Source organism: Cupriavidus sp. GW823-FHT07A04, assembly GCF_058794615.1.
Genome location: NZ_JBXAHA010000012.1, coordinates 50,181 through 77,023, shown reverse-complemented (window position 1 = coordinate 77,023; position 26,843 = coordinate 50,181). Strand labels below are relative to the sequence as shown.

The 26,843-nt window shown below is 58.3% G+C and carries 23 protein-coding genes and 1 pseudogene; 7 read left to right on the top strand and 17 right to left on the bottom strand.

Annotation, left to right across the window (positions count from 1 at the left end; translation table 11 throughout):
- Nucleotides 1-8 precede the first annotated feature (8 nt).
- Nucleotides 9-1,166, top strand: a complete 1,158-nt coding sequence (locus AC1Q7Q_RS21295; RefSeq protein WP_492374877.1) for an acyl-CoA dehydrogenase family protein — start codon at nt 9-11, stop codon at nt 1,164-1,166.
- A 302-nt stretch (nt 1,167-1,468) separates the two neighbouring features.
- Here AC1Q7Q_RS21295 and AC1Q7Q_RS21290 read toward each other — a convergent pair whose 3' ends face one another.
- From AC1Q7Q_RS21290 to AC1Q7Q_RS21270, 5 genes are all read right to left on the bottom strand, one after another.
- Nucleotides 1,469-2,194 carry a GntR family transcriptional regulator gene (locus tag AC1Q7Q_RS21290; protein ID WP_492374878.1) on the bottom strand — a complete coding sequence of 242 codons (726 nt, stop codon included), beginning with the start codon at nt 2,192-2,194 and terminating at the stop codon, nt 1,469-1,471.
- Nucleotides 2,195-2,284: 90 nt separating this feature from the next.
- Nucleotides 2,285-2,848, bottom strand: a complete 564-nt coding sequence (locus tag AC1Q7Q_RS21285; RefSeq protein ID WP_492374879.1) for a fumarate hydratase C-terminal domain-containing protein — start codon at nt 2,846-2,848, stop codon at nt 2,285-2,287.
- A 17-nt stretch (nt 2,849-2,865) separates the two neighbouring features.
- A complete protein-coding gene (locus AC1Q7Q_RS21280; RefSeq protein WP_492374880.1) occupies nt 2,866-3,708 on the bottom strand; it encodes a fumarate hydratase in 843 nt (280 codons plus the stop codon).
- Nucleotides 3,709-3,720: 12 nt separating this feature from the next.
- Nucleotides 3,721-4,881: an enolase C-terminal domain-like protein gene (locus AC1Q7Q_RS21275; protein WP_492374881.1), complete on the bottom strand. Its 1,161-nt coding sequence runs from the start codon at nt 4,879-4,881 to the stop codon at nt 3,721-3,723.
- Nucleotides 4,882-4,892: 11 nt separating this feature from the next.
- Entirely contained in the window at nt 4,893-5,861 is a 969-nt protein-coding gene (locus AC1Q7Q_RS21270) for a Bug family tripartite tricarboxylate transporter substrate binding protein (protein ID WP_492374882.1), read from the bottom strand.
- 1,000 nt (nt 5,862-6,861) lie between these two features.
- Here AC1Q7Q_RS21270 and mrdA point away from each other — a divergent pair.
- Entirely contained in the window at nt 6,862-9,087 is a 2,226-nt protein-coding gene (gene mrdA, locus AC1Q7Q_RS21265) for a penicillin-binding protein 2 (protein WP_492374883.1), read from the top strand.
- A 472-nt stretch (nt 9,088-9,559) separates the two neighbouring features.
- Here mrdA and AC1Q7Q_RS21260 read toward each other — a convergent pair whose 3' ends face one another.
- The 9 genes from AC1Q7Q_RS21260 to AC1Q7Q_RS21220 all read right to left on the bottom strand — a co-directional run bounded on the left by AC1Q7Q_RS21260 (nt 9,560) and on the right by AC1Q7Q_RS21220 (nt 18,740).
- Nucleotides 9,560-10,894 carry an MFS transporter gene (locus AC1Q7Q_RS21260; RefSeq protein ID WP_492374884.1) on the bottom strand — a complete coding sequence of 445 codons (1,335 nt, stop codon included), beginning with the start codon at nt 10,892-10,894 and terminating at the stop codon, nt 9,560-9,562.
- Between the two features lie 530 nt (nt 10,895-11,424).
- On the bottom strand, nt 11,425-12,564 hold the full coding sequence (locus tag AC1Q7Q_RS21255; RefSeq protein WP_492374885.1) for a CaiB/BaiF CoA transferase family protein: 1,140 nt from the start codon (nt 12,562-12,564) through the stop codon (nt 11,425-11,427).
- Nucleotides 12,565-12,614: 50 nt separating this feature from the next.
- A complete protein-coding gene (locus AC1Q7Q_RS21250) occupies nt 12,615-13,400 on the bottom strand; it encodes an enoyl-CoA hydratase/isomerase family protein (RefSeq protein WP_492374886.1) in 786 nt (261 codons plus the stop codon).
- An 11-nt stretch (nt 13,401-13,411) separates the two neighbouring features.
- Nucleotides 13,412-14,386 (bottom strand): Bug family tripartite tricarboxylate transporter substrate binding protein, encoded by a 975-nt coding sequence (locus tag AC1Q7Q_RS21245; protein ID WP_492387212.1) that lies wholly within the window; start codon nt 14,384-14,386, stop codon nt 13,412-13,414.
- 365 nt (nt 14,387-14,751) lie between these two features.
- On the bottom strand, nt 14,752-15,525 hold the full coding sequence (locus tag AC1Q7Q_RS21240) for a GntR family transcriptional regulator (RefSeq protein WP_492374086.1): 774 nt from the start codon (nt 15,523-15,525) through the stop codon (nt 14,752-14,754).
- A 343-nt stretch (nt 15,526-15,868) separates the two neighbouring features.
- Nucleotides 15,869-16,036, bottom strand: a complete 168-nt coding sequence (locus AC1Q7Q_RS21235) for a hypothetical protein (RefSeq protein ID WP_492374085.1) — start codon at nt 16,034-16,036, stop codon at nt 15,869-15,871.
- 159 nt (nt 16,037-16,195) lie between these two features.
- Nucleotides 16,196-17,413: a pyridoxal phosphate-dependent aminotransferase gene (locus AC1Q7Q_RS21230; protein WP_492374084.1), complete on the bottom strand. Its 1,218-nt coding sequence runs from the start codon at nt 17,411-17,413 to the stop codon at nt 16,196-16,198.
- Nucleotides 17,413-18,075, bottom strand: a complete 663-nt coding sequence (locus AC1Q7Q_RS21225) for an RraA family protein (RefSeq protein WP_492374083.1) — start codon at nt 18,073-18,075, stop codon at nt 17,413-17,415. The genes AC1Q7Q_RS21230 and AC1Q7Q_RS21225 overlap by 1 nt, the downstream gene beginning before the upstream one ends.
- Nucleotides 18,072-18,740 (bottom strand): RraA family protein, encoded by a 669-nt coding sequence (locus AC1Q7Q_RS21220; protein ID WP_492374082.1) that lies wholly within the window; start codon nt 18,738-18,740, stop codon nt 18,072-18,074. Before AC1Q7Q_RS21220 ends, AC1Q7Q_RS21225 begins: the two co-directional genes overlap by 4 nt.
- Nucleotides 18,741-18,849: 109 nt before the next feature.
- On the opposite strand from AC1Q7Q_RS21220, the gene AC1Q7Q_RS21215 reads away from it, so the two are divergent.
- On the top strand, nt 18,850-19,752 hold the full coding sequence (locus tag AC1Q7Q_RS21215) for a LysR family transcriptional regulator (RefSeq protein ID WP_492374081.1): 903 nt from the start codon (nt 18,850-18,852) through the stop codon (nt 19,750-19,752).
- Nucleotides 19,753-20,137: 385 nt separating this feature from the next.
- On the opposite strand, the pseudogene AC1Q7Q_RS21210 reads toward AC1Q7Q_RS21215, so the two are convergent.
- A pseudogene (locus AC1Q7Q_RS21210) lies at nt 20,138-20,332 on the bottom strand (transposase); the annotation flags it as partial.
- A gap of 248 nt (nt 20,333-20,580) precedes the next feature.
- Here AC1Q7Q_RS21210 and AC1Q7Q_RS21205 point away from each other — a divergent pair.
- Nucleotides 20,581-21,549, top strand: a complete 969-nt coding sequence (locus tag AC1Q7Q_RS21205) for a Bug family tripartite tricarboxylate transporter substrate binding protein (RefSeq protein ID WP_492374080.1) — start codon at nt 20,581-20,583, stop codon at nt 21,547-21,549.
- A 71-nt stretch (nt 21,550-21,620) separates the two neighbouring features.
- Here the strand turns inward: AC1Q7Q_RS21205 and AC1Q7Q_RS21200 are convergent, their stop codons facing one another.
- Both AC1Q7Q_RS21200 and AC1Q7Q_RS21195 read right to left on the bottom strand, forming a co-directional pair.
- The gene (locus tag AC1Q7Q_RS21200; RefSeq protein ID WP_492374079.1) at nt 21,621-22,490 is read right to left on the bottom strand and encodes an amidohydrolase family protein; all 870 of its coding nucleotides are present in this window, start codon (nt 22,488-22,490) and stop codon (nt 21,621-21,623) included.
- A 17-nt stretch (nt 22,491-22,507) separates the two neighbouring features.
- The gene (locus AC1Q7Q_RS21195) at nt 22,508-23,449 is read right to left on the bottom strand and encodes a hydroxyacid dehydrogenase (protein ID WP_492374078.1); all 942 of its coding nucleotides are present in this window, start codon (nt 23,447-23,449) and stop codon (nt 22,508-22,510) included.
- Nucleotides 23,450-23,581: 132 nt separating this feature from the next.
- Here AC1Q7Q_RS21195 and gcvA point away from each other — a divergent pair, with 132 nt between their 5' ends.
- The 3 genes from gcvA (at nt 23,582) to AC1Q7Q_RS21180 (ending at nt 26,843) form a co-directional block, all read left to right on the top strand.
- Entirely contained in the window at nt 23,582-24,499 is a 918-nt protein-coding gene (gene gcvA, locus AC1Q7Q_RS21190) for a transcriptional regulator GcvA (RefSeq protein ID WP_492374077.1), read from the top strand.
- 157 nt (nt 24,500-24,656) lie between these two features.
- Nucleotides 24,657-25,814 carry an acyl-CoA dehydrogenase family protein gene (locus tag AC1Q7Q_RS21185; RefSeq protein ID WP_492374076.1) on the top strand — a complete coding sequence of 386 codons (1,158 nt, stop codon included), beginning with the start codon at nt 24,657-24,659 and terminating at the stop codon, nt 25,812-25,814.
- Nucleotides 25,815-25,859: 45 nt separating this feature from the next.
- Nucleotides 25,860-26,843 (top strand): Bug family tripartite tricarboxylate transporter substrate binding protein, encoded by a 984-nt coding sequence (locus tag AC1Q7Q_RS21180; protein ID WP_492374075.1) that lies wholly within the window; start codon nt 25,860-25,862, stop codon nt 26,841-26,843.

Genomic DNA, 26,843 nt, shown 5'->3' with positions numbered 1-26,843 from the left:
ATGCTGTGTTGAACAAAGTCGATGAATATCAAGAAATCCGCGAAGCTATCCGGGATTTGTGCGGCCAGTTTTCGTCTGAGTACTTCCGTAAAATTGACGAAGCCCGTGGCTACCCTGAGGAATTCGTCAATGCGCTGACCGCCGCCGGATGGCTGGCTGCCCTGATTCCCGAGGAATACGGTGGCTCGGGGCTGGGGCTGACCCAGGCGTCGGTCATCATGGAAGAAATTAACCGTGCCGGCGGCAACTCCGGGGCATGCCATGGGCAGATGTACAACATGGGAACGCTGCTGCGCCATGGCTCAGCAGCACAAAAGAAGGAATACCTTCCGAAGATTGCGAGCGGCGAATTGCGCCTGCAATCGATGGCCGTCACGGAACCGACTACCGGCACCGACACGACGAAAATCAAGACCACAGCGGTCCGCAAAGGCGACAAGTATGTGGTCAATGGCCAGAAGGTCTGGATTTCGCGCGTCCAGCACTCCGACCTAATGATTCTGCTGGCACGGACCACGCCACTGGCGGAGTGCAAGAAGAAGTCGGAAGGCATGTCCATCTTCCTCGTGGACCTGCGCGAAGCCATCGGCAAGGGCATGACCGTCCAGCCCATCATCAACATGGTCAACCACGAGACCAATGAGCTCTTCTTCGACAATCTCGAGATTCCGGTGGAGAACCTCATAGGTGAAGAGGGTAAGGGCTTTAAGTACATTCTGGATGGCCTGAATGCCGAGCGTACGCTGATTGCAGCGGAATGCATTGGTGATGGCTACTGGTTCATCGATAAGGTGACCAAGTACGTCAACGAGCGTGTGGTGTTCGGTCGCCCCATCGGTCAGAATCAGGGCGTGCAATTCCCTATCGCCAAGGCATTCGTCAATGTGGAGGCGGCAAGCCTCATGCGTTTCAAGGCCGCAAAGTTGTTCGACGAACATCTACCCTGCGGCGCGGAGGCTAACATGGCCAAGCTGCTTGCAGCGGATGCCTCTTGGGAGGCGGCTAATGCCTGCCTGCAGTACCACGGCGGCTTCGGCTTCGCCGCGGAATACGACGTAGAGCGCAAGTTCCGCGAGACGCGTCTCTACCAGGTTGCCCCTATCTCGACAAACCTTATCCTTTCGTATGTCGGGGAGCACATCCTAGGTATGCCCCGCTCTTTCTGAACTACACATCACGTTGACAAGAGCGGCCTGTGATTCGTCGTAGGTCGCCTTCTCCGAATGGCGATGCTACGCCCAGTGACTATCCAAGTCGGTGCGGGTCACGCGGGCGCAAGCGATCTTCAGATTCCCAGGAAGTTGCACATCTGTTCCGTATCTTCGATGCCAATCGTGGACCTCTCTAGGGACTCGTTGCCAGGATAATCGCGCAGTGGACCCATCAATGCCGCACATTGCGATCACACAACGCAGCTACCTGTCGGTATGCATCTTTCACGGCACCGCCAGCGCCGATAGATCTACCTTCAGAACCGGCCTTCCCGGTGCATCCAGAAGGTAAAGCGGAACTTGTCGGCGGGATACGTGTTTACCGTGATCAGGTAAGCCTTCTCCGCACGGTCCAGGTACAGCCGGGTGATCTCGAGTCCGGGCGTGCCGGAACTGACCAGCAGCCGCTTTGCCATGTCGCCAACAATGGTGGTCGCACCCAGCGTCTGCTTGATATCGGAGACGGCGACACCTGTCTCCCTCTCTATGATTTGGCACAACAAACCGGGGCCATTCGGCACCAGTGGCGCCACTTGCCTTCCGATCTTGGGCTCGAGATAGGCGTCGTTCCAGCACAGTGGCGTGTGTGCCTGGTCCTTCTCGGTCCGCAGCATTCTGATTCGCAACCATTTTGCGCCTGGCTTGCACTCGAGTGAGCTGGCCAATTGCTCATCAGCCACGATATTGCTGACGCCAAGCACTTCACGTTCGGTATGGCTGGCGTAGTTGATCAGGTCTTCGATTGTGTGGAGCGACTTGCTGTAACTGTTGCTAGCGGTCGTGGAGCAAACCACCGTGCCGGCGCGGCGGCGACGCGTCACAAGTCCGAGGCCTTCGACAATGGCAAGCGCCGCACGCACCGTTGAGCGGCTGACCTCAAATTGGGTGGCGAGTGCAACTTCGCTGGGCAACTGCTCGCCAACGCCGAAGCGTCCCTCGGTAATATTCTTGACCAGCGTGTTGGCGAGTTCCGTATAGCGCACTGAAAACTTGATTGGTGGCGGAATAAAAGAGTAAAAGCCGGCTGGGGCCGGCTTTGCATTGTACAGGATGCTAGGGTCCCGAACGTTCGTTCAGCCCATCAGCAGCGTCTTAAACTTGAGAACTTCCTCTTCGTACATGTCGCGGCCATGGGCGTCGTTGGTTACCAACAGCGGAAAACCCTCGATCTCCAGGCGCTGCACCGCTTCCGTCTTCAGGTCCTCATACGCGACCACTGTCGCCGTCTTGATGCAGGCGAATAAAGTTGCGGAGATGCCACCGATGGCCGAGAAGCAAACGGCGGTATTGTCGCGACATGAGGATCGAATCGCGACGCCACGATTTCCCTTGCCGATCGCGCCCTTAACTCCGTAGTCGAACAGCACTGTCGCATAGGGATCCATGCGGTAGGCCGAGGTCGGCGCTACCACGCCGATGACATGCCCAGGCTTGGCGGGGCCGGGGCCTCCGTAGAAGACGACCTGGCCAACGAGGTCAACGGGCAATGGCTCGCCGCGAGACAGCGTGTCAACGAAGCGCTTGTGCGCAGCATCCCGTGCCATGTAAATCACGCCTGAGAGGAATACTTCGTCCCCGGCCTGCAGTTGCTTAATGGCCTCGTCCGAGAGAGGGGTGCGCAGGTGATGGATTGTCATGGTTGCCTTCCCGCGTTTCAGATGATCGCCGTCGCGCGACGGCCCGCATGGCATTGGATATTGACTGCCACTGGCAGCGCAGTGATGTGGCAGGCGTAGGTTTCCACTGCCACCCACAATGCGGTGTTGATGCCACCATAGCCCTGAGGGCCGATTCCGGTCTTGTTGATCGCCTCCAGTAGGTCGGCTTCCAGCTTTGCAATATGCGCTTCCTTGTGATGCACGCCGATATCCCGCAGGATGGCCTTCTTTGCGATCGCGGTCACTTTGTCAAAGCTGCCGCCGATTCCGACGCCCACGGTCAATGGCGGGCAAGCCGCACCGCCGGCGGCTTCGATGGCCGACAACACGAACTTCATTACACCTTCCGCGCCTTCGCCGGGCAGTAGGAACTTCATCGTACTCCAGTTTTCGCTACCACCACCCTTGGGTACAACGGTCAGCTGGATATCGGAACCGGGCACGATCTCGGTATGCAGAACGGCCGGCGTATTGTCATTGCTGTTCACGCGCAGCAGCGGGTCAGATACCACCGACTTCCGCATGTAGCCATCGGCATAGCCTTTGCGCACGCCGGCCTGAATGGCCTCCACATAGCTGCCGCCAACTAAATGGACGTCTTGGCCCACGTCGGCAAACACGATAGCGAGGCCCGTGTCATGGCAATACGACACCTGGTTCTCACGCGCTATCCGGTCATTGTCGATCAGCTTCAGCAGCACAGATTTTCCGAGTGGCGAGATTTCCCTTTCAGCCGCCGCGTGAAAGCTCTCTACCAAGTTGTCAGGCAAGAGATGACAGGCGTCGATGCACAACTGCGCGACGGCATTGGTTAGTTCATTAACATGGATCTCACGCATTATTCACCTCTACTAAAGACACTGTTCAAATTCACGCGCCAGCTCGGCCTTGCGCTCAAAGCCGAAACCTGGAAGTTGTGGAACCCGCATACTCCCGTCCTCTATCACCGCATCGTCTGTGAAGCCGCCCAAGGGCCGGAAGATATCCGGATAGACTTCGCAGCCCCCGAGTCCAAGCCCCGCGACCACATGTAGTGCCATCAACTGACCGCCATGCGGGAAGGCAAATCGTCGAGAGAAGCCACGGCTCTCCATCTCGTGCAGCATGCGGACATAGCCGGTGATGCCGTAGGACAGCCCAGAGTCCATCTGAAAGATATCGAGATCGCGACGTGCGCCGCCGAACAGCACCAGGTTCCTCACATCCTGGGGCGAGAACAGGTTTTCGCCCGTAGCCAATGCGCCGCGGTACTCGGCCGCCAATTTCGCATTCGCCTCGTAGTCCAGAGGATCGCAAGCTTCCTCGTACCACATCAGCCCGAAGTCCTGCAGCTGGCGGGCGTATTCAATTGCCAGTGCTGCGTCGAGGCGTCCATTGGCATCGACGGCAAGATGGCTTGCTGCCCCCGCGGCACCTACGGCGACCTCGACCCGACGGATGTCCTCCGCCAGCGAGATGCCTCCGATTTTCATCTTGAATCGGGTGAAGCCGCGTGCCCTGTAGCTTTCAATTTCCTTCTGCAGGCCGTTGCCACTTTCGCCGGGGTAGTAGTACCCGCCGGCCGCGTATACCGCGATTCTCTCCTGCGCATGGCGGCCAAAATGGCGCGCGATGGCGACGGCTGCAGGCTCATCATTCAGCTTCGCATTCAGGTCCCACGCAGCGAGTTCCAGTGCGGCCGCCGCATGCGCACGGTCGCCATGGCCTCCCGGCTTCTCGTTCTGCATGGCGCAAGCGAGCACTTTTTCCGGGCTGAGCATTGGGCCCTCGTCCTGCAGCAAGCTGTTCGGCTCCGCTTGCAGCAGGCGAGGGATCATGCGATCGGCCAAAATGCCATCTTGTGCGAAACGGCCGATCGAGTTGAAGGCAAGCCCGACCACCGGCTTGCCGTTCCGGGTCTGATCTGAAACCAGCGCTACCAGAGAAACGGTGTGACTGGAGAAATTGACGAGCGCATTCGAGATATTGCTTTGCAGGCGGACCGGCCGCTGCAGGATCTTCACTATCCTCATCCTTGGCTCGCTCAGTATTGTTCAACCTGGACATTCGAGTCCTCAACAATCTTTTTCCAACGCGCGACCTCATTGGCGAGGTAGGCGCCAAACTGGTCCGGCGTTCTCTCGTCGGGCGGCGTCAGCGCCTGCTCCTTCAGCTTTTCCCTGAAGGCCGGGGTGCGGAACATCTGGAGGATTTGCTTGTTTAGCGTATCGACTACTTCATTCGGCGTGCCTTTCGGCGCGACCAATCCGAAAAATGCCACGGTCGACAGCATCGGGAAGCCCGCTTCTGCCAGAGTCGGCACGTTCGGCAGGTAGGTCGAGCGCTTGGCGTCTATGACCGCCAGTGCCCTCATCTGACCGCTCTTGATGTTGGTGAGCACGGCGGGCAGCGAGTCCGAAGTGACTGGAATCATTCCGCTCATCACCTGCATTTTCGATTCGGAGCTTCCCTTGAACGGCACATGCACCATCGGGAAACGCAACTCCTTCTTCAGCAGTTCCATCGTTAGATGCTGGGTGGAACCATTACCAGCCGAGCCATAGGACATGTCCTTGGTCCGGGCCTGCTTGACCATCTCGGCAAAGCTATTGATGCCGGATTGGTTGGACACAGCAATCACCTGCGGGGTGGAGGCTGTTTCGGCGATAGCGGTGAAGTCGCGCACGGGGTTGTACGGTGTTCCTTTTGGATAGAGTGCGGGTGCAATCGCGAACGGGCCGGAGCTTGTCAACAACAGGGTGTACCCATCCGGCTTGGCCTTGGCCGCGAAGGCGGTGCCGATCCGGCCACCGCCGCCGGCTTTGTTGTCGACGATGAACGCATGGCCCAGTTGTACCGCCAATTCCTTGGCGATCAGGCGCGCAATGATGTCGCCGGTTTGGCCCGCAGCAAACGGAACGACGATGGTGACAGGTGCGGTTGGCCATGCGGCTTGTACCGTACCGGCAGCCAAAAGGCTCGCGATAGACCCGCACAGAAGCTTCCTCAACATGTTCTCCTCCTTCTTGATTATAGTACGTACCATTTATTGGTACGTACTAATGATATGAGGAACCGAACCATCCGTCAACGCGACTGAGCCTGTGGGCGCGTGGCTAATCTTGCTCCGGACCGAGGGGTGCCAAATTCCGACTGAGGTTGCGGCAGAAAGTACATTCCAGTGCCGGACCGGGGTCCCCATGGGCCGGCCGAATCGTCCTTGGATTCGCGTAAATGGGTACGGCTTTCTTCTCGAACTTGCGCGTGACGCAGGCGTGCTGCATTGCGACCGATGGCATGACGGGCATCGCTACCTACTGTCCGGCGAACAGATCCAGTACGCTCGTGCAGGACCCACCTGGCCAACGGCTGAGCGTGAGCGAAGTCACTCCGTGCTGATATCGTGGTGGCCGGTTTGATACGCTGCCGCACGAGAGCAATAGCGCACGTGGAGGAAAATTCTGACTATTCGGAGACTTCGTCCAGTACCTTGATGTTTAATCGCCCCGAATCGCAGCATGCGGTTAGCGTTCGACTGCGTGGGAGACTACCGAGTCCGAGCCGCTTCGTGGAGGATGATAGGTTTCGCCTAATGATCTGATCGTGAATTCAGAATTTACCGATGTGGAGTTTTGACGCATAGTCCGCGGTTCGACGCACGGCAACGATAATTGAGCTCGCGCAGCGCCGTCTCTAGCACAGCATCTTCGCTGGGCCGCTGACATCCCCTGCACCAGCTTCGGCGGGCCAGGGATGCGCACGCATTGACACCGCATCTCGGCGTTAGGTCTTGGCAGCTTCGCGATCAGCGGCGCGACCCGCGCCGCGCCCCAACGTAATGGCAGCGATGGGATCGACGGCCGATCGTCCCTTGCATGTTGTATTTGAAGAATGGCGAGCGATCGCTGTTCCGAGACATTGCCATCAGGCGTGAAGTCCTCTTTCTGCTCATGACGTGTTAAGAAGGCCAGCAGAAGAAGTCGACCAACACGGCAGTTTTTTAGCAGAATTGTATGGATGTATTTCGTGACACCGCGCGGGATTTAGGTGAATTCCGGTCGCGCGTGGGGGCGGCTGGCCTATTCGTGGTGATCTGCTTCGGCCTGCTGCTTACGCGTTTCTTGTGGCTACAGTGGTACAAGCATGATCAGTACGCGGCCAAGGCCGAGGACAACCGCATCTCGGTGGCACCGATCGAGCCCGACCGCGGCATCATCATGGACAGAAACGGCGTGGTCTTGGCGCGCAACTACTCCGCCTACACGCTCGAAATTACGCCGTCCAAGCTGTCCGAGACACTCGACAACACGATCGAGCAGCTGGCCCGGCTGATCGACATCCAGCCGCGCGACCGGCGCCGCTTCAAGCGGTTGATGGAAGAATCCCGCAGCTTCGAGAGCTTGCCGATCCGTAGCCAGCTGACCGACGAGGAAGTGGCGCGCTTCTCCGCGCAGCGCTTCCGTTTTCCCGGCGTGGACGTGCGCGCGCGGCTGTACCGGCAGTACCCGATGGCCGAGTCCGCCTCGCATGTGATCGGTTATCTGGGCCGCATCTCGCAGCGCGACCAGGAACGCATCGAGGCAATGGACGAGGCCAACGACGCCGAGGGCGTCAAGTACGATCCGCGCAAGGATGCCGACAACTACAAGGGAACCAACTACATCGGTAAGATCGGTATCGAGCAGAGCTATGAGACCGAACTGCACGGCCTGACCGGTTTCGAGGAAGAGGAAGTGAGCGCAGGAGGCCGGCCGATCCGCACGCTGTCTACCTCCCCCGCCACGCCCGGTAACAACCTGATTCTGTCGCTGGACATCCGCCTCCAGCAACTGGCCGAGGCGCTGTTCGGCGACCGCCGTGGCGCACTGGTAGCGATCGAGCCGGCTACCGGCGACATCCTGGCCTTTGTCTCCAAGCCCACCTTCGACCCCAACCTGTTTGTCGAGGGCATCGACAGCAATACCTGGAACAAACTGAACAACTCGCCCGATAAGCCGTTACTGGACCGCCCGCTGCGCGGCACTTATCCGCCCGGCTCGACCTACAAGCCCTTCATGGCTTTGGCGGCGCTCTCGACGGGAAAGCGTACTGCTGCCTGGGGCTTTCAGGATCAAGGGTTCTATACGATGGGTGGTCATACGTTTCACGACGATACACCGGCAGGGCATGGCTGGGTGGACATGCAAGCCTCCATTGTTCACTCGTGCGATGACTACTATTACATGCTGGCCCATGACATGGGTGTGAACGCCATCCACGACTTCATGAAGCCGTTTGGTTTCGGCCAGCTGACAGGCATTGACATCGAGGGTGAAAACGCCGGCATCCTGCCCTCTACCGATTGGAAGCGGCACGCCTACCGTCGCCCTGAGCAGCAGAAGTGGTATGACGGCGAGACTATTTCGCTGGGGATCGGCCAAGGCTATAACAACTTCACAATTTTGCAGTTGGCCAATGCCGTCTCAATCTTGGCGAACAATGGGGTGGAGATGAAGCCACACCTGGTGAAGGCTGTCGAGAACGCCGTAACCCGCGCGCGAACGCTCAGGGTATCTAGTGCGAGCTATCGAATTCCGCTCAAGCAATCGGATATCGATGTGGTCAGGAAAGCGATGATCGCAGTAACCCACTCGGGAACTGCGGCACGGGCCTTTGCCAACGCTGCCTATGAGTCGGCCGGAAAGACGGGGACAGCGCAAACGTTTTCGCTGAGCAGAGATGAGAAGTACAACCATCACGCTCTTGACGAACGACGGCGGGACCACGCCCTATACACGGGATTCGCCCCAGCAGCTAGCCCGAAGATTGCAATCGCGATGATTGTCGAGAATGCGGGTTGGGGTGCGGCGGAAGCAGCTCCCATTGCACGCATGGTCATGGACTACTATCTTCTTGGAAAATGGCCGGAGGCCCTGAGTGGTATCGCTCCGCCAGTCGGCGAGCGTTCAGGCGGGCGGGCGCCGGCGGACACCCCTAGTGTGTTTGCCACCGGACACACAGAGAGCATTGCCAGTACGACCGTGATGGCAGGCACCAATGGTGTCGACAACGAGACAAATGGATACGATTCGTCTGGACCCGACGCGATTGAAGCCGATCGGGAACCACTTGGGTTAGATCCAGATGCCATTGCCTCCGCGTCGTCTGGGGAAACGCTAACACAGAGATTGGAGCAGGCCCTGGCCCACAGTCACCCCGCCCCATTTCCCTCTGGAATTCGCCACTCAACGCAAAACTAGGCTTTCCGAGGATGTATTGCGTACAAAGTGCAGCGGCCGCGCACCCTGGGTACTTTGCGTTATTGGACCAGCGCAAGGAGCCATCCGCACGGCTACTACCGTCGCTTTGGGCTTACGGTATAAGGCGGCAAGGATGATGGCAGGCGGCCAATGACTTGGGCGTCGGAAAACCGGCCGGCGACGAGCCCAGGCCAGACATCCGCCGGGTATCATAAGCACTCGTAATAGAGTCAGGATGAAGGGTTTAGCTGACCCATATCGAGATATTGAGAAGGATGGCAGCGGGGGCGCACCGACGCATTGCACGCAATCCATGGGGAGAAGTACTTCAATCCGCGACACTGGAAAAACAGACGCACGAGGCGTCTGTTTTTCCCAAATTGAAGGCCCATTCTGGCACCTTCGATTTGGGTTCCGTTGCGTGAGACAACGGGGATTGTGTGTTAGTAGCGCCCGATGCTTGGCGGCCCGTTCAGGGCTTGCGAACGGCGGACCCCTCTGGCACCAGAGTAGTCGAAGGAGGGCTATTCGTGATCGACCGTGGTCTGGACGCAATCAGCAATGCGCCGCCTATGATGCCAGTGATGCCCAATGCAACAAACGATGGGCCGAATCCGTTGGAGATCGACTTGGTGTAGCCGACTAGCAGAGGACCGAGAAATTGCCCCAGGAAGCTTCCTCCGCCGACCACCACGCCGACTGCAGGCACGGCCTTGTTGAGGGGCAAAATCTCCGTCAGATAAGTCGATACCAGTGGCGTCGGCATTTTCAGCATAAAGCCGATACAAAGAATGAGACAGATCTGCAGATAGAGATAATGGTTCGGGACGGCGGACAAGACAACCAGCGTGATGCCGGTGACGATCATAGGAATGGCGGCATGCAGGCGTCGTTCCTGTCCATGCTTGTCGGAGCGGTGGGTTATATAGTAGATACCGAACATCGACATGACGAAAGGCGCACCAGAGAGGATGCCGACCATCATGCCGCCAATCTGGCTATAGGAATTGAAGATGGTCGGAAGCCACAGCGTGAGGCCATAAAGGATGATCTGGCTGCACGCAAATCCAATCATCAGCACCCAGACATAGGGCTCACGGAGGATAACGAGCCACGATACCGCTTCCTTCTCCCCATGCGCCTCCTGCTCTGCAGCGAGATCCTTCTCGATGGCGAGGCGATCGTCTTCGGATAGCCACTTTGCAGCGCTGAGGCTCTTGGGGATGGTATAAAACCAGACCAGACAGAAGATCCAGGCGGGCAGGCCCTCAATGATCATCATGGCACGCCAGTCATAGTGTGCCAGCACGGCGGCGGAGATCGGCCCCGCCAGGAAGCCGCCTGCGGCCACACTGAGGTTCCAGATGCCGAACGCGCGGCCCCGCTCGGACTTGATGAACCACTGTGCGAGCAGCATTGAGGACGCGGCATAGATGGGGCCTTCGGCGAGTCCGAGAAAGAATCGGACTGCGAGCAGTTCATCAAAAGTCCGCGCCAATCCCGTCAACATTGCGATCCCTCCGAAGAGAATCAGGCATGCACCAATCAGTCGGCGAGATCCAAATCGCAAGGCCAGATAGCCTGCCAGCAACTGCGTGATGATGTAGCCCCATGCGAACGATCCGCCCAACCAGCCAGCCTGGACGGGTGTAAGGGACATCTCCTTCGTAATGTATGGCAATGCCATCCCGATGTTGACACGATCGAAAAACGAAATCATGTACATCAGGAACACGGCTGGCAAAATGATGAGCCATCGTTTTCTTGCCGTGTTCTCAGTGTGGGCTATAGCTTTTGTGTACATCATGTGTCTCCGGTTGCCCCAGTTCTGGATGGCAAATAATCCACGTGCCGGTCCCGTCTTATTCGCCAGAGTGGGACTCGCCGCTGGCCAAGCGCCAGCAGGGAATGGGCACAGTTAAGCGCCGCCTCGAGGGATTCTGCTGCGCGAGGGAGGCGCAGTCAGTGTCCTTGAGGAGGCTACCTTTTCGGCGCCGAGAGGGCTGGAGGGAACTTGTGCAAGCCGATTTCCATTGAATTCCGGTGGATTCGACAGCAGTCTCCCGTCTGCATTCAACGAATGCGGTGCGGCGCTTACCACGCCGGCGGCTTCCATGAAGGGACTGTCGAGCGCTTGCTTCAGATCCAAGGCGTTTCCTGTATCGGTCCAGCGGCGAAGGGCACTGCGGCTAACGATGAGAATAGCGGTGCAGGAAGTGGGGTTCCTTGCATATAAAATGGTGCGCTCCTCTGACTCAATTGAGTCATGCGCGCATTTCTCGGCGTCTCCGTAATCTCATTCCAGCGCGACCTTGTCTAGGCGCGCTTGGATCGCAATCAACATGCTTCGTCCAAAGGACGGCAGATTTCCTGAGCGAGCCGCTCGCCATCAAATTTCAATGGGTTAGCCAGCAGCCTCATATCTGGCCTCATAGGATGAGGAACTGATTTCACCATGTCGACTTCTTCGACAAAAGGATTGCTGAGCGCCTGTTCCACATTGAGCACGGGTGAAACGGGGAGTACTCCGCTGAGAGCAGTCAACCAATGTGCAGTAGTTTCACGACGGAATTCCGCGTCAAGTACCTCCGTCAGTTCTGCACGGTGTTTCGCCCGCTCCTCCTTGGCCTTGAAACGTGGGTCTTCGCTGAGTTCTGGCCTTCCGATGGTGCGATTTAGCGCCTCCCAGAACTTCTCTGTCATGCACATCACGTAAATCCAACCGTCGGCAGTAGGAAACGTCTGTACGGGTGTGGCGGATAGGTGGGCACCCCGAGGAAGGCGGCTGGCCGCATGACCCTCATTCAGAAACCAGGTCGCAGCGTAGCCGAGCTGGTGAAGGGCCACGTCGAACAGGCTCACATCGACATCACAACCTTCCCCTGTCATTTGTGCGCGTCGAATCGCTCCCAGCAAGCCGAGCATTCCGGTGACTCCGGTCATATAGTCAATCACGGAGGCGCCGAAGCGCGTCGGGTCGCCTGCAGGATCGCCGGTCAGGTCCATGAGCCCGGCCTCAGCTTGCATCAGGAAGTCGTACCCCGGCCATGATGCCCGTGCGTTGTCTCGTCCGTAGGCAGAGATGTGCAGGCAGACAATCTTGGGGTTAATCTTGCAGAGGTTCTCGAAATCAATCTTAAGCTTCTTCGGTTGGTCGCCGCGCAGGTTGTTCACTACCGCATCGGCTGTAAATACGAGCGCCTCAAGTTCGGCGCGACCCTCCGGTGTCTTCAGATCCAGCGAGACGCTTTGCTTGTTGGTGTTCCAGCCCTGGAAGAACAAGCTGTCGGATGGGCCAAGTAGGAACGGCCCCATGTGGCGGGCGGGGTCTCCACCAATCTCCTTGTTCTCGATCTTGATGACGTCAGCGCCCATGTCCGCGAGGAACATTGAGCCGTACGGACCCGCGGCAAATTGTTCGATCGATAGGATGCGCAACCCTTCGAGTGGCTTCATGCTTGTGGATTTTTCATTCATGGTTTTCGCGACCCGCCGCGGTTACGCTATGCGGGCTCCCGTTAAGTTAACTAGATATTGGTGAACGAAGGGCCTTCCTTCGCGAGAAATGCTCGTACGCCTTCCGCGCATTCGGCAGAGCTGAAGGCCATATCGCTTGCAACGAAGGAGCGTTCCATGACTTCCTTCATAGGCAGCTCGAACGATAGGTCGATGATGGACTTGCACAGAGCCATCGCACGACGCGGCCTATTGACCAGGCTGCTGGCAAGTTCCATGGCGACATCCACTGCACGCCCAGTGGGAGCCAAGCGATTAATCAATCCCCAGGAAAGAGCGGTGGCCGCGTCGATCGGCTCCCCGATGAGCATCATCTCCTTCGCTCGACCTTCGCCAATCCGACGCGTAGCGCGGACCGTTCCGCCGCTGCTTGGGAAGACGCCCAGCTTGATTTCCGGCAATGCGAGCCTGCTGCCTTCCGACGCAACAAGCAAATCGCAGCACATGGCGATTTCGAGACCTCCGCCATAGGCCAATCCGTTGATGGCCGCAATGGTCGGCTTTGGGAATGCGTCTAGCCTGTTAAAGACCTCGTTTTGCCTCGCCAGCTTTTTGGGTACCACCTGACCGGGTGCCATGAGACCCTGAAACTCGTTGATATCGGAGCCCGCACAGAAGGCCTTGCTGCCGCTTCCAGTCACGATGAGCACACGCACCGCATCGTCGTTCTCTATTGCATCCAAGGCCTCATCGAGTTCACGCGTCAGCGTGAGGGTCACGACATTGAGAGGCGGGTTATGCAACGTAATCGTTGCGACCCCGTTCGAGTTTGTGTGTGAAACTTGTCTTGCGCTCATCTTGACTTTCCTTAGTCGAGGGTCAGCTTGGCCTGGACGACCAGCGTTTTGAAGTCAACCATTTCCTTCTTGATCAGTGCTGCGAACTCGGCCTGGCTGCTCGGATGTGGTTCGATTCCCTGGTCGAGCAGCTGTTTCTTTACCGCCGGATCGTTGACGACCTTAACTACAGCGGCGTTCAGCTTCGCGAGAATCGACGGCGGCGTGGCAGCCGGTGCGAGCAGGCCGAACCAGGTTCCGATGTCCATGCCCGGTACGCCGGCTTCGGCCAGTGTCGGTACATTGGGTAGAGCGCTTGAACGGGTGGCAGTCGTTACGGCAAGTGCACGGGTCTTGCCTGCCTTGATTTGCGGCAGTGCTGACGTGACGGTGTCGAACATGACTGACACCTGTCCTCCTATTAGGTCGGAGACCGCGGGAGCACTGCCGCGATAAGGGATATGGGTGAGCGGCGCGCCAGTACGTAGCTTGAACATTTCGCCAATCAGATGATGGGCGCTGCCTGAACCGGCGGATGCGTAGTTGTACTTGTCGGGATGGGCCTTCGCATCCTGGACGAGCTCCTGGATGGTGCGAGCCTTCACTTTCTCGTTCACGACGACCACGTTTGGAACAATCGCGACCAGGGCAATGGGCGCGAGGTCTTTGTCGAAGCTGTACGAGAGTTTTGGCAGGACAGCTTGGGCGATTGTGTGGTGCGCACTGCCAGCCAGCAACGTGTAGCCGTCTGGGATGGCCTTGGCTGCGGCGTCTGCGCCGAGCGTTGCGGCGGCGCCTGCCTTGTTGTCGACGACGATGGGCTGCCCCAACTCCTTCATCAACTTCGGCGCAAGCAAGCGCATCATGGTGTCCGTTGTACCACCAGCGGGGAACGGCACGATGACTCGAATAGGGCGGGAGGGGTAGCCGGCGGCGGGGGCGGCGGAGATTGCAGGCGTAGATGCGGTAATGCTACAGACGAGCGCACCCAGCGCCAGGCGTGACATGGCGAACATACTGTCTCCTATATGGACTAGTTTTGAGTTACTGCGGAAGGCCGTGTGCTATCCGGGCGTTATGGCTTGCGGGGGTGGACTTGCGCCGGATGTAATCTGTAGTAGTTGGCCGCCAGCGAGCCAACGCAAAGAATTGGTTTCTCGCCGGGGCTGAGGGCGGAGTGGAAGCCCGCACCGGCATGCCCCTCTAAAATCAAGCATTAGGAGATCGCCGTCGTGCATCCAGACGTAGCGTGAAATCCGCGAGGCGATGGCCCGAAATGCCATACTTTCTTGCGCGGGTGGTGCGTTCAGCGCTAAGCGCTTCGACGGTTTGTATCCCATGGCATCAGGCGTCCGAATGGATGTTCGCTCGGTCAGGCTTCCGCGCTAGTTGCACGGAAACGTACACTCTGCGTGTACCTGTCATGCGGGTAGTAGCTAATGGATGCTTGAATCAGCGCTTGATTGGCGTCGTAGAAAAAACGAACAATTTGCAAAGCCGCGCTGCCCACTTCCGCTTGCAGGACCTGGGACAACTCCTTGTCAACAATGGTGGCAGTCGTGTGCTGCTGAATTTCGCAAACACGTACCCCAAACATGCTCTCGATGCTCTTGTATACGGGCGTGTTGGAGATAGTGGGCCGTGCTTGCGCCGCAGCGTAACGCGGCGGAACGTAGATCTTCACGTAGCTCATTGGCAGCGCGGCGCCGGGGGTCTTGCGAAGAAATCCAGCCTCAGACAGCAAAAGGCCTGGCTTTGTGTTAAGCACCTTGGCCAGTTTTTCGTCCACGACTACCTCAACGAGAGAGACCGTGTGCATCTCCGTGTTCTCGACGAACTGCAGCAAGTCGTTGACAGAATTCACCGCGCTAAACACGTCATCGCGCTGCACCGGCTCCCGGACAATGGTTCCGATGCCGGGATGCGAAGAGATGAGTCCTTGTTCGCGAACCGCGCGGAGTGCCTGACGCACCGTCTGACGGCTCACGCCGTATCGCTGAGCCAGTTCGTTTTCAGAAGGCAGGGTCGTCGACGGCTGGTACTTACCCTCGTATATGTCATTGGAGAGAATTGTCGCTAATGCGGTGTGGAGCGGTTGTCGACCGCTCAACGCCAGGAGCGAGTTCCTTCCGGGTTGCGTTGCCATTGCGTGAGTCCCTTTGCACTGTTGGAGGCTTTCAGGCTCCGCAGGTGCGAAGCCATCCAGTCCTGAAAGGCAAATTATCTCCGACTGGCGCCGCGAGGCGTGCGCAATGCTGCGACACCCTCGAGGGTAGCCAGGCGGGCTTCCAGCTTGAAGTATCGCTCTTTGCACGTGGCACTGTCCGGTTGTACGAATGGTCTGGTTGTACGTATGGTACGGCTGTACGTACAATATACTAGTCGTGCGCGGACGCGTATGCGCGTTTACCCGTGGTCTCGGAAATTGGCGCGGCCACGATAGGAATGCCGGGCGTCTCGCCGCCAATACGTCAGCCGGCGCGCCGGCGTCAGAATTTGCTGTTGAGCTTGAATAGCGAAATAGTGTAACCAGTGGGCTGAGTAGCCAGGCTGATCACCGCGCAAGTCATTTGGTAGACACCCGGCGCCAGCTTGCTGCCGGTGGCTCCGATCGTCCAGGTCAGGATGATGGGCGCGAAGCCGCCGGACAGCGTCACCGCGTGTTGTACTGAAGCGAACGGCCCTGGGGCGGGCCATCAAGAAGGCGGAAACGTCGCCGCGCAGCGCCGAAGGGGAGAGGGATGGGCGCGTCGGAACGACGGGTGCGGCGCTGCAGCGGCTAGTGCCAACCAGATTCGATTAGCAGCTAGCGTATATCAGTCGGTCAGCGATTGGCAAAACTTCTGGATTGCCGTACAGGCTTGACGCAGCGACTCCGAATCAAGGGCATAGGCGATCCGGATGTACGGCGCAAGACCAAACGCACTACCATGAACAACGGCCACGTTGGCCTCGTCGAGAAGCGCTCCGGCAACGTCCTCGTCCGTGTTCAGCAGCGTGCCGGCGGGTGTTCGTCGACCAAGCAGGCCTTCGCACGAAGGAAACGCGTAGAAGGCACCGCCAGGCATTGCGCAACTTAGGCCTGGAGTGTCATTTAGCATTTGGACCATCATGTTTCGCCGCTCTTGGAACACGGCCCGGGTTTCGCGGATGAAATCCTGCGGCCCCGTCAATGCCGCGAGGGCGGCATGCTGCGAGATGGAGCTGGCGCCGGAGGTTTGCTGGCCCTGGAGTTTTTCCATTGCATCAAGAAGCCATCGGGGACCTGTACCAAAGCCGATACGCCAGCCCGTCATGGCATAGGCTTTGGATACGCCGTTCATGGTCAGCGTGCGAGTCGCCAAGCGTGGCTCCACTGCCGCGAGGGTATGGAAGGGCGCATCGTCAAACGTCAGGTGCTCATAGATATCGTCCGACAGCACAAGAACCGTCGGGTGTGCGAGCAAGACTTCCGCGAGCGCTGCTAACTCCTCGCGCGTATATACGGCGCCTGTCGGATTGGATGGTGAGTTAAGGATGAGCCAGCGGGTCCGCGGGCCGATAGCTTCGGAGAGGGCGGAGGCCGTCAGCTTGAACCCGACGTCCGCGCCACACGAAACGATAACGGGACGCGCGCCGCAGAGTTGAACCATCTCAGGGTAACTTACCCAGTAAGGCGCGGGCACAATCACCTCGTCACCCTCGTTCAGCGTTGCCGCCAAGGCGTTATAGATCACTTGTTTGCCGCCACTGCAAACGATGATGTCCTGCCATTCCACGTCAAGGCCGTTCTCGCGTTTGAACTTGGCTGCGATGGCTTCCCGAAGGGGCCGTAGACCAGCCACCTGCGTGTATCGGGTATGCCCCTTGCGGATGGCTTCAACCGCGGCATCGCATATATGTACCGGCGTATCGAAGTCGGGCTCGCCCGCGCTAAGGGAGATCACCTTTGCACCCGTTGCGCGCTTTGCGGCAACGCGGTCCATCATGCGGTAGGTGGCGGACGATTGAGCACTCGCCAGGTTTGCATTCAGGCGTTGGAGATTGGATGTCATCAGGCTTTCCTTTGCAGCGTGTGGTAGCCCAGTGCTTCGCGCGCCTCGCCAAGAGTCTTCCCGTTGGAGATATGCTCGCGAATCTTCGCTTCTACCGATTCAATCTTTCGTGCCAGTTCTGCAACCTCCCGGGCGCGGTCACGGGGAACGACAACAACGCCGTTGGCATCTGCGACAACGATATCTCGCGCGCAGACGCGGGCGGTGCCGATAGAGACCGGTGCGTTGATCGATTCGACCTGTACGCGGTCCTTGCCAGTGCGCATGAATCGGCCGCGGGTGAACAGCGGATACCCGTTGCCCAGTGTCTTCGCCACATCGCGGCACACGCCGTCGATGACCGTGGCAGCGATGCCGCGTGTGCCAGCATATTGGGTCATGATGTCGCCCCAGACCGTGCAGTCGGTGCGGCCATCGTTGTCGATGACCACCACGTCGCCGTCGGCCACGTCATCGATGAAGTCTCCGACGGTGCCGGGCGGCGTGCTTGCGGAAGCGTATTTGACGGTATAGGCAGGCCCAACGACCACCCGCGAATAATTATCGAGAGGCGCAATCCCCAGGCACTGGCCGGGCAGGCCCAGTTTGTCCATGGCGTCCGAGACGCCCGGGGTATCGAGGCCCGCGAACAAGGCAGATAGTTCTTTGTCTGCTGCGTTCATTTGATATCTCCACTGGTAATGGCTTCGAATTCCTTGTCGTGCATGACTTCTGCTACCGAACGTCCCGCCCGTACTGCTTGCACCATGCCGTCCTGGCGGCGGGCGATGCGCTCGCCTAGGGACAAGACTTCCTCGATGCGTGCGGCCGGAACGAAAACGGTTCCGCACCGGTCGGCGATGACGTAATCGTCCTGATTGACGACCACGCCTGCCACGTTGACGGGCGCGCCGGAACCGGTCTGCACCACCCGGTTTCGAGCACTCATCATCGTTACGCCCCGGCCGAATACGGGATAGCCAATGGATTCGCTGCCTTCGATGTCCCGGCTCAGGCCATCGATCACCGAACCTCGGACGCCTTTCGCCGTCGCGGCATTGGCGAGGATGTCGCCCCAGCAAGAGATGCCATCGATGCCGCCGGCAATGACCAGAACCCGGTCGTCGGACTGAACCTCTGCAATGACCGGCGAGATAAGGTGCACGGTTGGCTGTGCGTTCGTCTTCGGACCCAGCTGAATAGTGCTGGCGCGGCCAACGATCTTGGGGCAATCCCACAGGGGGCGAAGACCGAACGTAGCCCCGGGAAGATTCAGAAAATCTAGCGCATCCGAGACCGTGTTGGTATCGAGGGCGGCGAGTCGGTCGAGCAGGGAGCGTGAGGACATTGTTTGGAGGATGCGAAGTGGGTTGCCAAGCTTCCACTTTCAGCGATAGAGTCTGATCTGTAAATTCCGAATCCTGGAATTCGACCATACGCAAAACCTATCGAATCCTATGATCAACTTTCGGCTTGTGCGTCATCTCTGGGTGTTCATGGCGGTCGCCGAGGAACAGCATTTCGGACGGGCGGCGAAACGGCTTGGCATGTCTCAGCCACCCGTCACGGAGCAGATTCAGATTTTGGAGCAGGCGTTGAAGGTGAAGCTCTTTGACCGCTCGCGCCGGGGTGCACAGCTCACAGCAGTCGGGGTCGCCATACTGCCCGCGGTGCAAAAGCTTGCCGAGCAGCTGGAGCGACTCGAACTGGCCGTGAGGGAGGCCATCAATGGTCAGGCAGGCATGTTGACGATCGGGGCGATATCATCCGCCATGCTGGATACGCTGCCCGCACTCATAGGCCAGCTCAAGGCCGCTCATCCGCAACTGACCATTTCCGTGAAGGAGATTGACAGCGTCGACGCTGTGCCCGCGCTGGTACAGGGAGACGTCGATCTCGCGTTTGCGCGCCTCGAAGGCGATCTCGGCGCCTCGATCAAGTCTATTCCTCTCAAGCAGGACCGTCTCGCAGTAGCGCTGCCGCGGACACACGCAATGGCCGAGATGCCAAGGATCAGGCTGGCATCGCTCGCCGGCGAGGAATTTGTGATGTTCGCTCGACACGTCAGCCCCGTCTATTACGACAGCCTGGTTTCGACCTGTCGCACAGCTGGCTTCTCTCCCCGTGTATTGCACGAAGTGCGCACCGTCTCCTCACAAATTGCCTTCGTGGGATGCGGACAAGGCATTGCGCTTGTGCCGGCTTCTCTAAAGAAAGCGGCACCCGACAACGTGGTAGTTCGACCACTTAAAGAAGCCGTGAACGTGGTGACAACTGCAGTGGCCTGGTCTACCAGCCGGGAGAGTCCGATGCTCAAGGCAGTCATCGCCGCGCTGACGACCGGAAAAGCTACCAAATGAACACGCGAACCGCTGATCGGTGTCATCAGCACGCAGTCAGGTTGGATCTGCCGAGCTTCTGCAGAAGACTATTCCGGCAAAGTTGCAGCAGAAATGGCTGGAAACGTACTGACGCCGTACGGCCTGCAGGCATCTACAGAGCCCTGCAAGGGCTCCGGATCGAACGTAAAGGCCCGCGCAGCACAGAGCCAAAGGGTCGGAACAGATACTAAATTCCGGTCGGCTCAACACGCCGTGATCAAATCAAGCCGAACTGTTGCTAAGGACGGGGCGCGCGGATTTCATCAAGGCTGCAGGCATGTTCAACGTTGCCCAACAAGCAAGCCGTATACATGTGTGCAGGCCGTTTCAAGTCACCAAAGAGAGCTTGCAAAAGGCGCCGGGTCCATACATGCAGGAAGTGGATGCGCAGCATCCGCTCCAGTCCGATCGGCGGTCGCCCACGATGCCCGTTGGGATAGTACGGCCCGACCGCCGCTACCAGGCGTTGCCAGGACACTACGCTTTCCATCTCCGTCAAGAAGCGCTGGCGGCAGGTCACGCGCTTCTTACCGTGGCTTTCCGCTTCCGCAAAACTGATCTGTCCTTCATCTCCGACTCATCGCTTGGGCATAGACATGACAACGCTCACAAGCCACCCAACGATGGCTTCCTTTCTGAATAATTCAGTCTTCCCCTAGCTTCTTCAAGACGTCGAGGGCTTGCCGAGCCGCTTGCTGATTGGTGGTATGCGAAAAGATCATGCCTCGGCGCGATTTTGGAAGTGTTCGTCCTGCGCCATAGTACGCACAATATCTCGCATAACTTCATCATCTGGAGACACTTCCTATGCGCCATTCCGTCCTTGCGCGCTTCTCTTTGCTAGCGCTTGCGAGCTTTGCTTCTTGCGCGATAGGCCAGACATATCCCTCGAGACCTGTTACGGTAATTGTACCGTTTGCTGCAGGCGGAAATCTTGATGTAACCACGCGAACCGTGTTGACAGAGATGTCTAAGACGCTAGGGCAGTCCTTCGTTGTCGAAAATCGAGTGGGAGCAGGCGGAATAATTGGACACGAGGCGGCCGCACGAGCCAAACCAGATGGCTATACGCTTCTTGCCACAGCCAACGGAAGCTATGCCTACACGCCCAAGATGATCGGTAAGCCAACTTTCATGCCTACGGACTTTGTGCCAATCGGGATGATGGCAGTCACCCCGCTGGTGTTGGAGGTTCCGGCCAACAGTCGCTTCAAATCGTTTCAGGAATTCGCGGCATTTGCAAAGGAAAATCCTGGAAAAGTAGTCATCGGTCATGCTGGTGTGGGAACAACGAACCATGTCGCCATTATTCAACTCCAGGCGGAGCTGAATACGACGTTCACAATCGTTCCATACAAGGGCTCAGCCCCGGCCATTACCGATCTTCTGGGGGCTCAGATCGATGCAGTTATCGACCAATTGCCGAGCTCTCTACCTAATCTAAAGGCAAACAAGCTACGTGCGTTAGCGGTGACGAGCAAAGTCCGCGCGCCCGATCTCTCGCAAGTCTCGACGCTACAGGAACTGGGCCTGAAGAACTTCGAAGTGGTGACGCTGTCAGGCCTGATGGCGCCAGCCAAGACGCCACCAAGCATCCTGCAGTTGCTCCACGACGCTTTGAATCGCACGCTCTCGGAACCCGATGTCAAACAACGTTTGCTAGGCTTAGGCTCGATTGCCACGCCAGCGAGCGCCAAGGACTTTGACAAACAGATGCGCGATGAAGACGCGCGCGCGGCAGCGCTTGCGCGGCAAGGATTGCTCAAAGCAGAGTAAGCGACGCGGTCGGTGATCAAGCCGACCGTTCAAGATGCTTTGCATGCGAGCAGCTCGCGTGCCGCCAAGAGTCACAACCCGTACAAGCGGGCGGGATTGTGAACCAGAATCTTCTCAAGCTGGGACCGATTCGGCGTCCATGCGTTAAGGAGGTTGAGTAGAGTTCCGGCATCCGGCGCGTTCTGCATCATGTTGACGTGTGGCCAGTCCGAGCCCCATAGAAGTTGGTCGGCGTTTGTCGCAAGCATCCTCTCGTGAAAAGGCAGGATATCCTCATAGCTCGGATAGATGCCCGATACACGGTAGGGTGTGAGTTTGACCCAGACGAGGCCGTCCGAGAGCAAGCCAAGCACCACGGAAAAGCGAGGATCATTTGTTCCTCGTTCCGGAGCGACACGACCCATGTGGTCAAGGACAAATGGCACGCCTGCGGAGCGGATTAATGGCTCAAGGTCTACGAGTACATCAATGTCGGCCCAGAGCTGTACATGCATCCCCAGGCTGCGCAGGATTGGCAGTACTCTAGGCAACGCCTCGATATCGACGGTGTTCTTATAGCGTGCTTGACCATGACTGAGGAGGCGGCTGAATCGAAGTCCACGAATGCCGTGCGCGTAGAGTGCCTCCAGATCGCTCTCGCCAAGAGCGGGATCTACGACAGCAACACCCCGAAGACGGTCTGGTGTTGTAGCCAACGCATCGAGGAGGGCCCGATTGTCCAGCCCATGCGCAGATGGCTGCACTAGGACACCACGTTCCAAGTGCAGTGCATCGAGCAGATCTAAGTATGCGCGCGGTGTGCACTCGGGCGGCGTGTAGGTGCGCTCGGCAGACAAAGGATAGCGAGCATACGGACCGAAGACATGGCAATGGCAATCCGTGGCCCCCTTCGGCATCACGAAGTCCGGTGCAATCACTGCCTGTGGCGAATCATTGCTCATGGGCAAGCGCTCCAACTTTAGGCAGCCGCGGTAGCGCCCAGGACAACACCCAGCACGTTGCGTGCCGCTGTCGTGCCGAGATTGACGTACGCTGCATCGCTAACGCCACCAACATGCGGCGACAGAATGAGGTTCGGAATGTTGCAGAACGGATGGTTTGCCGAAAACGGCTCGACTTCGAAACTATCCAGGCCGGCGGCATAGAGCTTTCCGGAGTCCAGTGCGTCGATGAGGGCAGGCTCGTCGACCAACCCGCCTCGTGCGGTATTGACGAAGATTGCGCCGTCCTTGAAGCGGGTCAACGTGTCGCGATTGATCATCTTGCGATTCTCCTCAGTGAGCGGGCAGTGCAAGGAGACGACATCGGACTGCTCATACAGCTCTGCTAGTGATGCGAGTACAACGCCTTCTGGTGCAGTCTTGGCAAACGGATCAAACGCAAGGATGTTCATGCCCATCGCTTTGCCGATGATTGCTGTGCGCCGACCGATCTCACCCAGGCCGACGATGCCGAGCGTGCGGCCGCTCAGTTCCATCGTCTTGTGTGTCGCCTTGTCCCAGTATCCGGTGCGCATCCGGGAATTGAGGTGGATCACGGATTTTGCGCAACCCAGAATGAGTGCCCAGGCATGCTCTGCAACGGCGGCCGCGTTGGCTCCCACAGCGGCTCGCACGGCGATGCCACGCTCGGCGGCGGCTTTCTGATCCACGACGTCCACACCGCTTCCGTGGCGCGAGATGACCTTCAGCCCCGGCGCTGCATCCATCATGGCTGCCGTGATCTTGCCGTAGCGCGCAATGATCGCGATCGGGTTCCTGGCCTTGGCCAGCGCAACTACCTCTGATTCGGTGGGCTGTTTCCCCGCGAATACCACGTCGAAATCTTGCAGCAGATCGAGTGCCTGTCGTGCCAGATCAGCCCCCGTGACGAGGACCACTGGTTTCTGTTCGTTGTTCACAAGTGAAAGTTTCCTAGTCGGACCGCTCAGAATGAGCCGCCACCCAGGAAAATTTTGGGGGCTCAGGCGCGCGAGTGCCACTTCCAATCGTGCGCTTAGGTATAATAAAAAGTCATTCCTCAAGGTGGCGAGATGGCCCGGCGTATTCCCCCTCTTAATCCCTTGCGGGTATTCGAAGTCGTTGCCCGTACCAAGAATTTGACGATAGCTGCGCAGGAGTTGCATGTCTCGCAATCCGCTGTCAGCCGCCAAGTTGCCGTTTTGGAAGGTTATCTTGGCGTGGAGCTTTTCCGAAGGGAGCGTCATGGTGTGACCCTTACGAAACTCGGCGAAGAGTATGCCGGGGACGTACTCCCAGCCTTTGACGCGATTGCCTCTGCCACGTCTCGCTTGTTAAGGAGCACATCGCAAGGCGCACTTCGGGTGCGCACCTACACGACTTTTGCCGCCAAATGGCTCATTCCGCGGTTACCCGATTTTCAGGAGCAGTACCCGAGCATCGAGGTCCGCATTGACAATGCAATCCCGGACGTGGATTTCGACCGCGACTCGGCTGACGTAGCGATCCAATTTGGGGACGGTCATTGGTCGCGTGTAAAAAGCGATCTGCTGTTCCATGACGAGATCGAGCCTGTGTGTACCCCAGGCTACCTGAGCAGCCACCGAGACGCTCGTGGAAAGCTGGACCCCCTGCTGAAACATCGTTTGCTGGTTTCGCATTACAGGCGCACTGACTGGGACGAATGGCTTGAGTTTGCCGGGATGGCTGAAGTGGCAAGTGGAAGCGAGCGGATGAGCTTTGGCAGTTCTGTTCTCACGTGGCAGGCCGCCCAGGATGGCATGGGCATCGCCATCGGCCAAACTGCCATGTTGAAGTCGGAGCTTGAGTCGGGGCAACTGGTCCGGCCATTTGCAATGCCATGTAGGCGGGGAAAGGCCTACTATCTGGTTCGCCCACAAGTGCAACGAGAGTCTCGCAAGCTCGTGGCTTTTCGTGACTGGTTGCTCGAAACGGTAGCTCGCGAGAGGAGCGCGGCGGAACACGCTTGACTGTTGCCGGTTAGGGGTATCCAGACGGCTCCATTGCGTCCAGTCATGCGCTGAGGTATTACATTTTGTTCTGACTGGGCTCCAAACTTGAAGTTCACAACTCTTTCTGTATGGACGATGCTGATGCCTGTCAACAGTCCAAGTCAGAGAGACAGAAATGAACTTCGAACTCAGTGAAGAGCATCAGGCATTTGCGGAATCGGTGCGTCGCTTCGCCCAAGACAAGCTTGCGCCCGGTGCACTGGAGCGCGCACATTCGGCTCAGTATCCGTGGGATGCCGCAAAGATGCTCGCCGAGCAAGGTCTGCTGGGTATCGCGTTTCCGGAAGCGGATGGCGGCCAGGGCGGCACCCTGATGCACGCCGTAATCGCAATTCAAGAAGTCGCACTGGTGTGCCCCAAGAGCGCTGATATCGTGCAAGCGGGCAACTTCGGCCCCATTCGCACCTTCGTTGAGTATGCAACGCCGGAACAGAAAGCTCGCTTCCTTCCCGATTTGCTTGCAGGCAACAAGCTAATCGCCTTGGGCATGACTGAGCCCGAAGCTGGATCTGCCGTGACGGAGCTCAAGACGTCGGCAAGGCTCGATGGCGATCACTACTTCATCAATGGCAGCAAAATCTTCTCCACGCACAGCCCCGAGGCAGAACTCTTCCTGGTCTATGTTCGCTTCGGTCCGGGTGTTGGCGGCATAGGTTCGGTTCTTGTCGAGCGTGGTGCACCGGGGTTCCAGGTCGGCGAACCATCGAAGTTCATGAGCGGCGAGGAATGGTGCCAACTCTACTTCGAAGATTGTCGCATCCCCAAAGCGAACCTGCTGCTGGGCGAGGGCGGCTTCAAGCGCCAAATTTCCGGCTTCAACGTTGAGCGCCTGGGCAACTCGTCGCGCTCACTGGCACTCGGCCGTCACTGCTTCAACATCGCTCGCGAGCACGCCAAGATCCGCAAACAGTTTGGTCGCGAACTGTGCGAATTCCAAGGTATTCAGTGGAAGTTCGCCGAGATGGCACTGAAGCTCGAGTCCGCTCAGTTGTTGCTTTACCGCGCCGCAATGGAAGGGGAGCACGGTTTGCCTTCCGCGCATAGTACCGCAATGGCTAAACTCGCCTGCAATCAGGCCGGCTGGGACGTCGCCAATGAGGCGCTGCAAGTCATGGGTGGTATGGGCTACAGCCAGGAATCGATTGTCGAGTACTGCCTGCGCCGTATCCGTGGTTGGATGATTGCCGGCGGCTCCATCGAAGTGCTGAAGAACCGCATCGCAGAGGGTGTTTTTGAGCGCACCTTCTCGCAGCGTCCGCCCAGGGCAAGCTGACGCGCTTACATAAGCCTGAGTCAATAACAAGATCTGGAGACACTTATGTTTGCAAAAATCAGCAGCGCTTTGGCGCTGAGTATGGCATCTCTGCTTGTGCCTGTATCCGTTCATGCGCAAGCAGGTGCCAGCACTTATCCCAACAAGCCTGTCCGTATTCTTATCGGATATCCGGCGGGCGGCCCCACTGACCTCACTGCACGGCTCATCGCAGCCAAGCTGCAGGCCTCGATGGGCCGGCCGTTTGTCGTCGATAACAAGCCGGGAGCGGGTTCGAACGTGGCCTCGGAAATGCTGGCCACCAGTCCGGCCGACGGCTATACGCTGATGATCGCCGCGGCCCAACTGACGTGGAACAGTGTCCTATACAAGAACATCCGGTACGACGCGCTGAAGAGTTTCGAACCGATTTCACGCCTGATGTCCGCGCCAGCGGTGCTGGCGGTCAACCCCAAAGTCCCGGCAAAGACGGTGTCTGAGTTGGTGGCACAGGCAAAAAAGGAGCCCGGCAAGTATACGTTCGCGTCATCGGGCCCTGGATCGGTGCCGCACATCGCAGGAGAGTTGCTCAAGAGCAAGGCAAAGATTGACCTGCTGCATGTTCCCTATAAGGGAAGTGGTCCCGCGGTTACGGCAGTGCTCGGAGGAGAAACGGACATGTACTTCATGACCGTACTGAGTGCGATGCCGTACTTTAAGAGCGGAAAGCTCCGCGCGCTCGGCGTGACTTCCAACCACCGGATTCCCCAATTGCCTGAGGTGCCAACCATGGCAGAGGCAGGGGTACAGGGCGTTGAGGTGGACTCGTGGAACGGCCTGTTTGCGCCAGCGGGCACACCAAAAGAGATTATCGAGAAGCTGAACAAAGAGGTGCGCACGATCCTGGATATGCCCGAAGTTCGAAAGTCCTTCGAAGGGCAGGGGGCAACGGTAGTGGGAAGCACGTCGGCGGAGTTTTCCGCCTACCTGAAGAAAGAAGTTTCGCAGGGGACAGCTTTTGCACGCTCGATCAACCTGACGCTGGAGTGA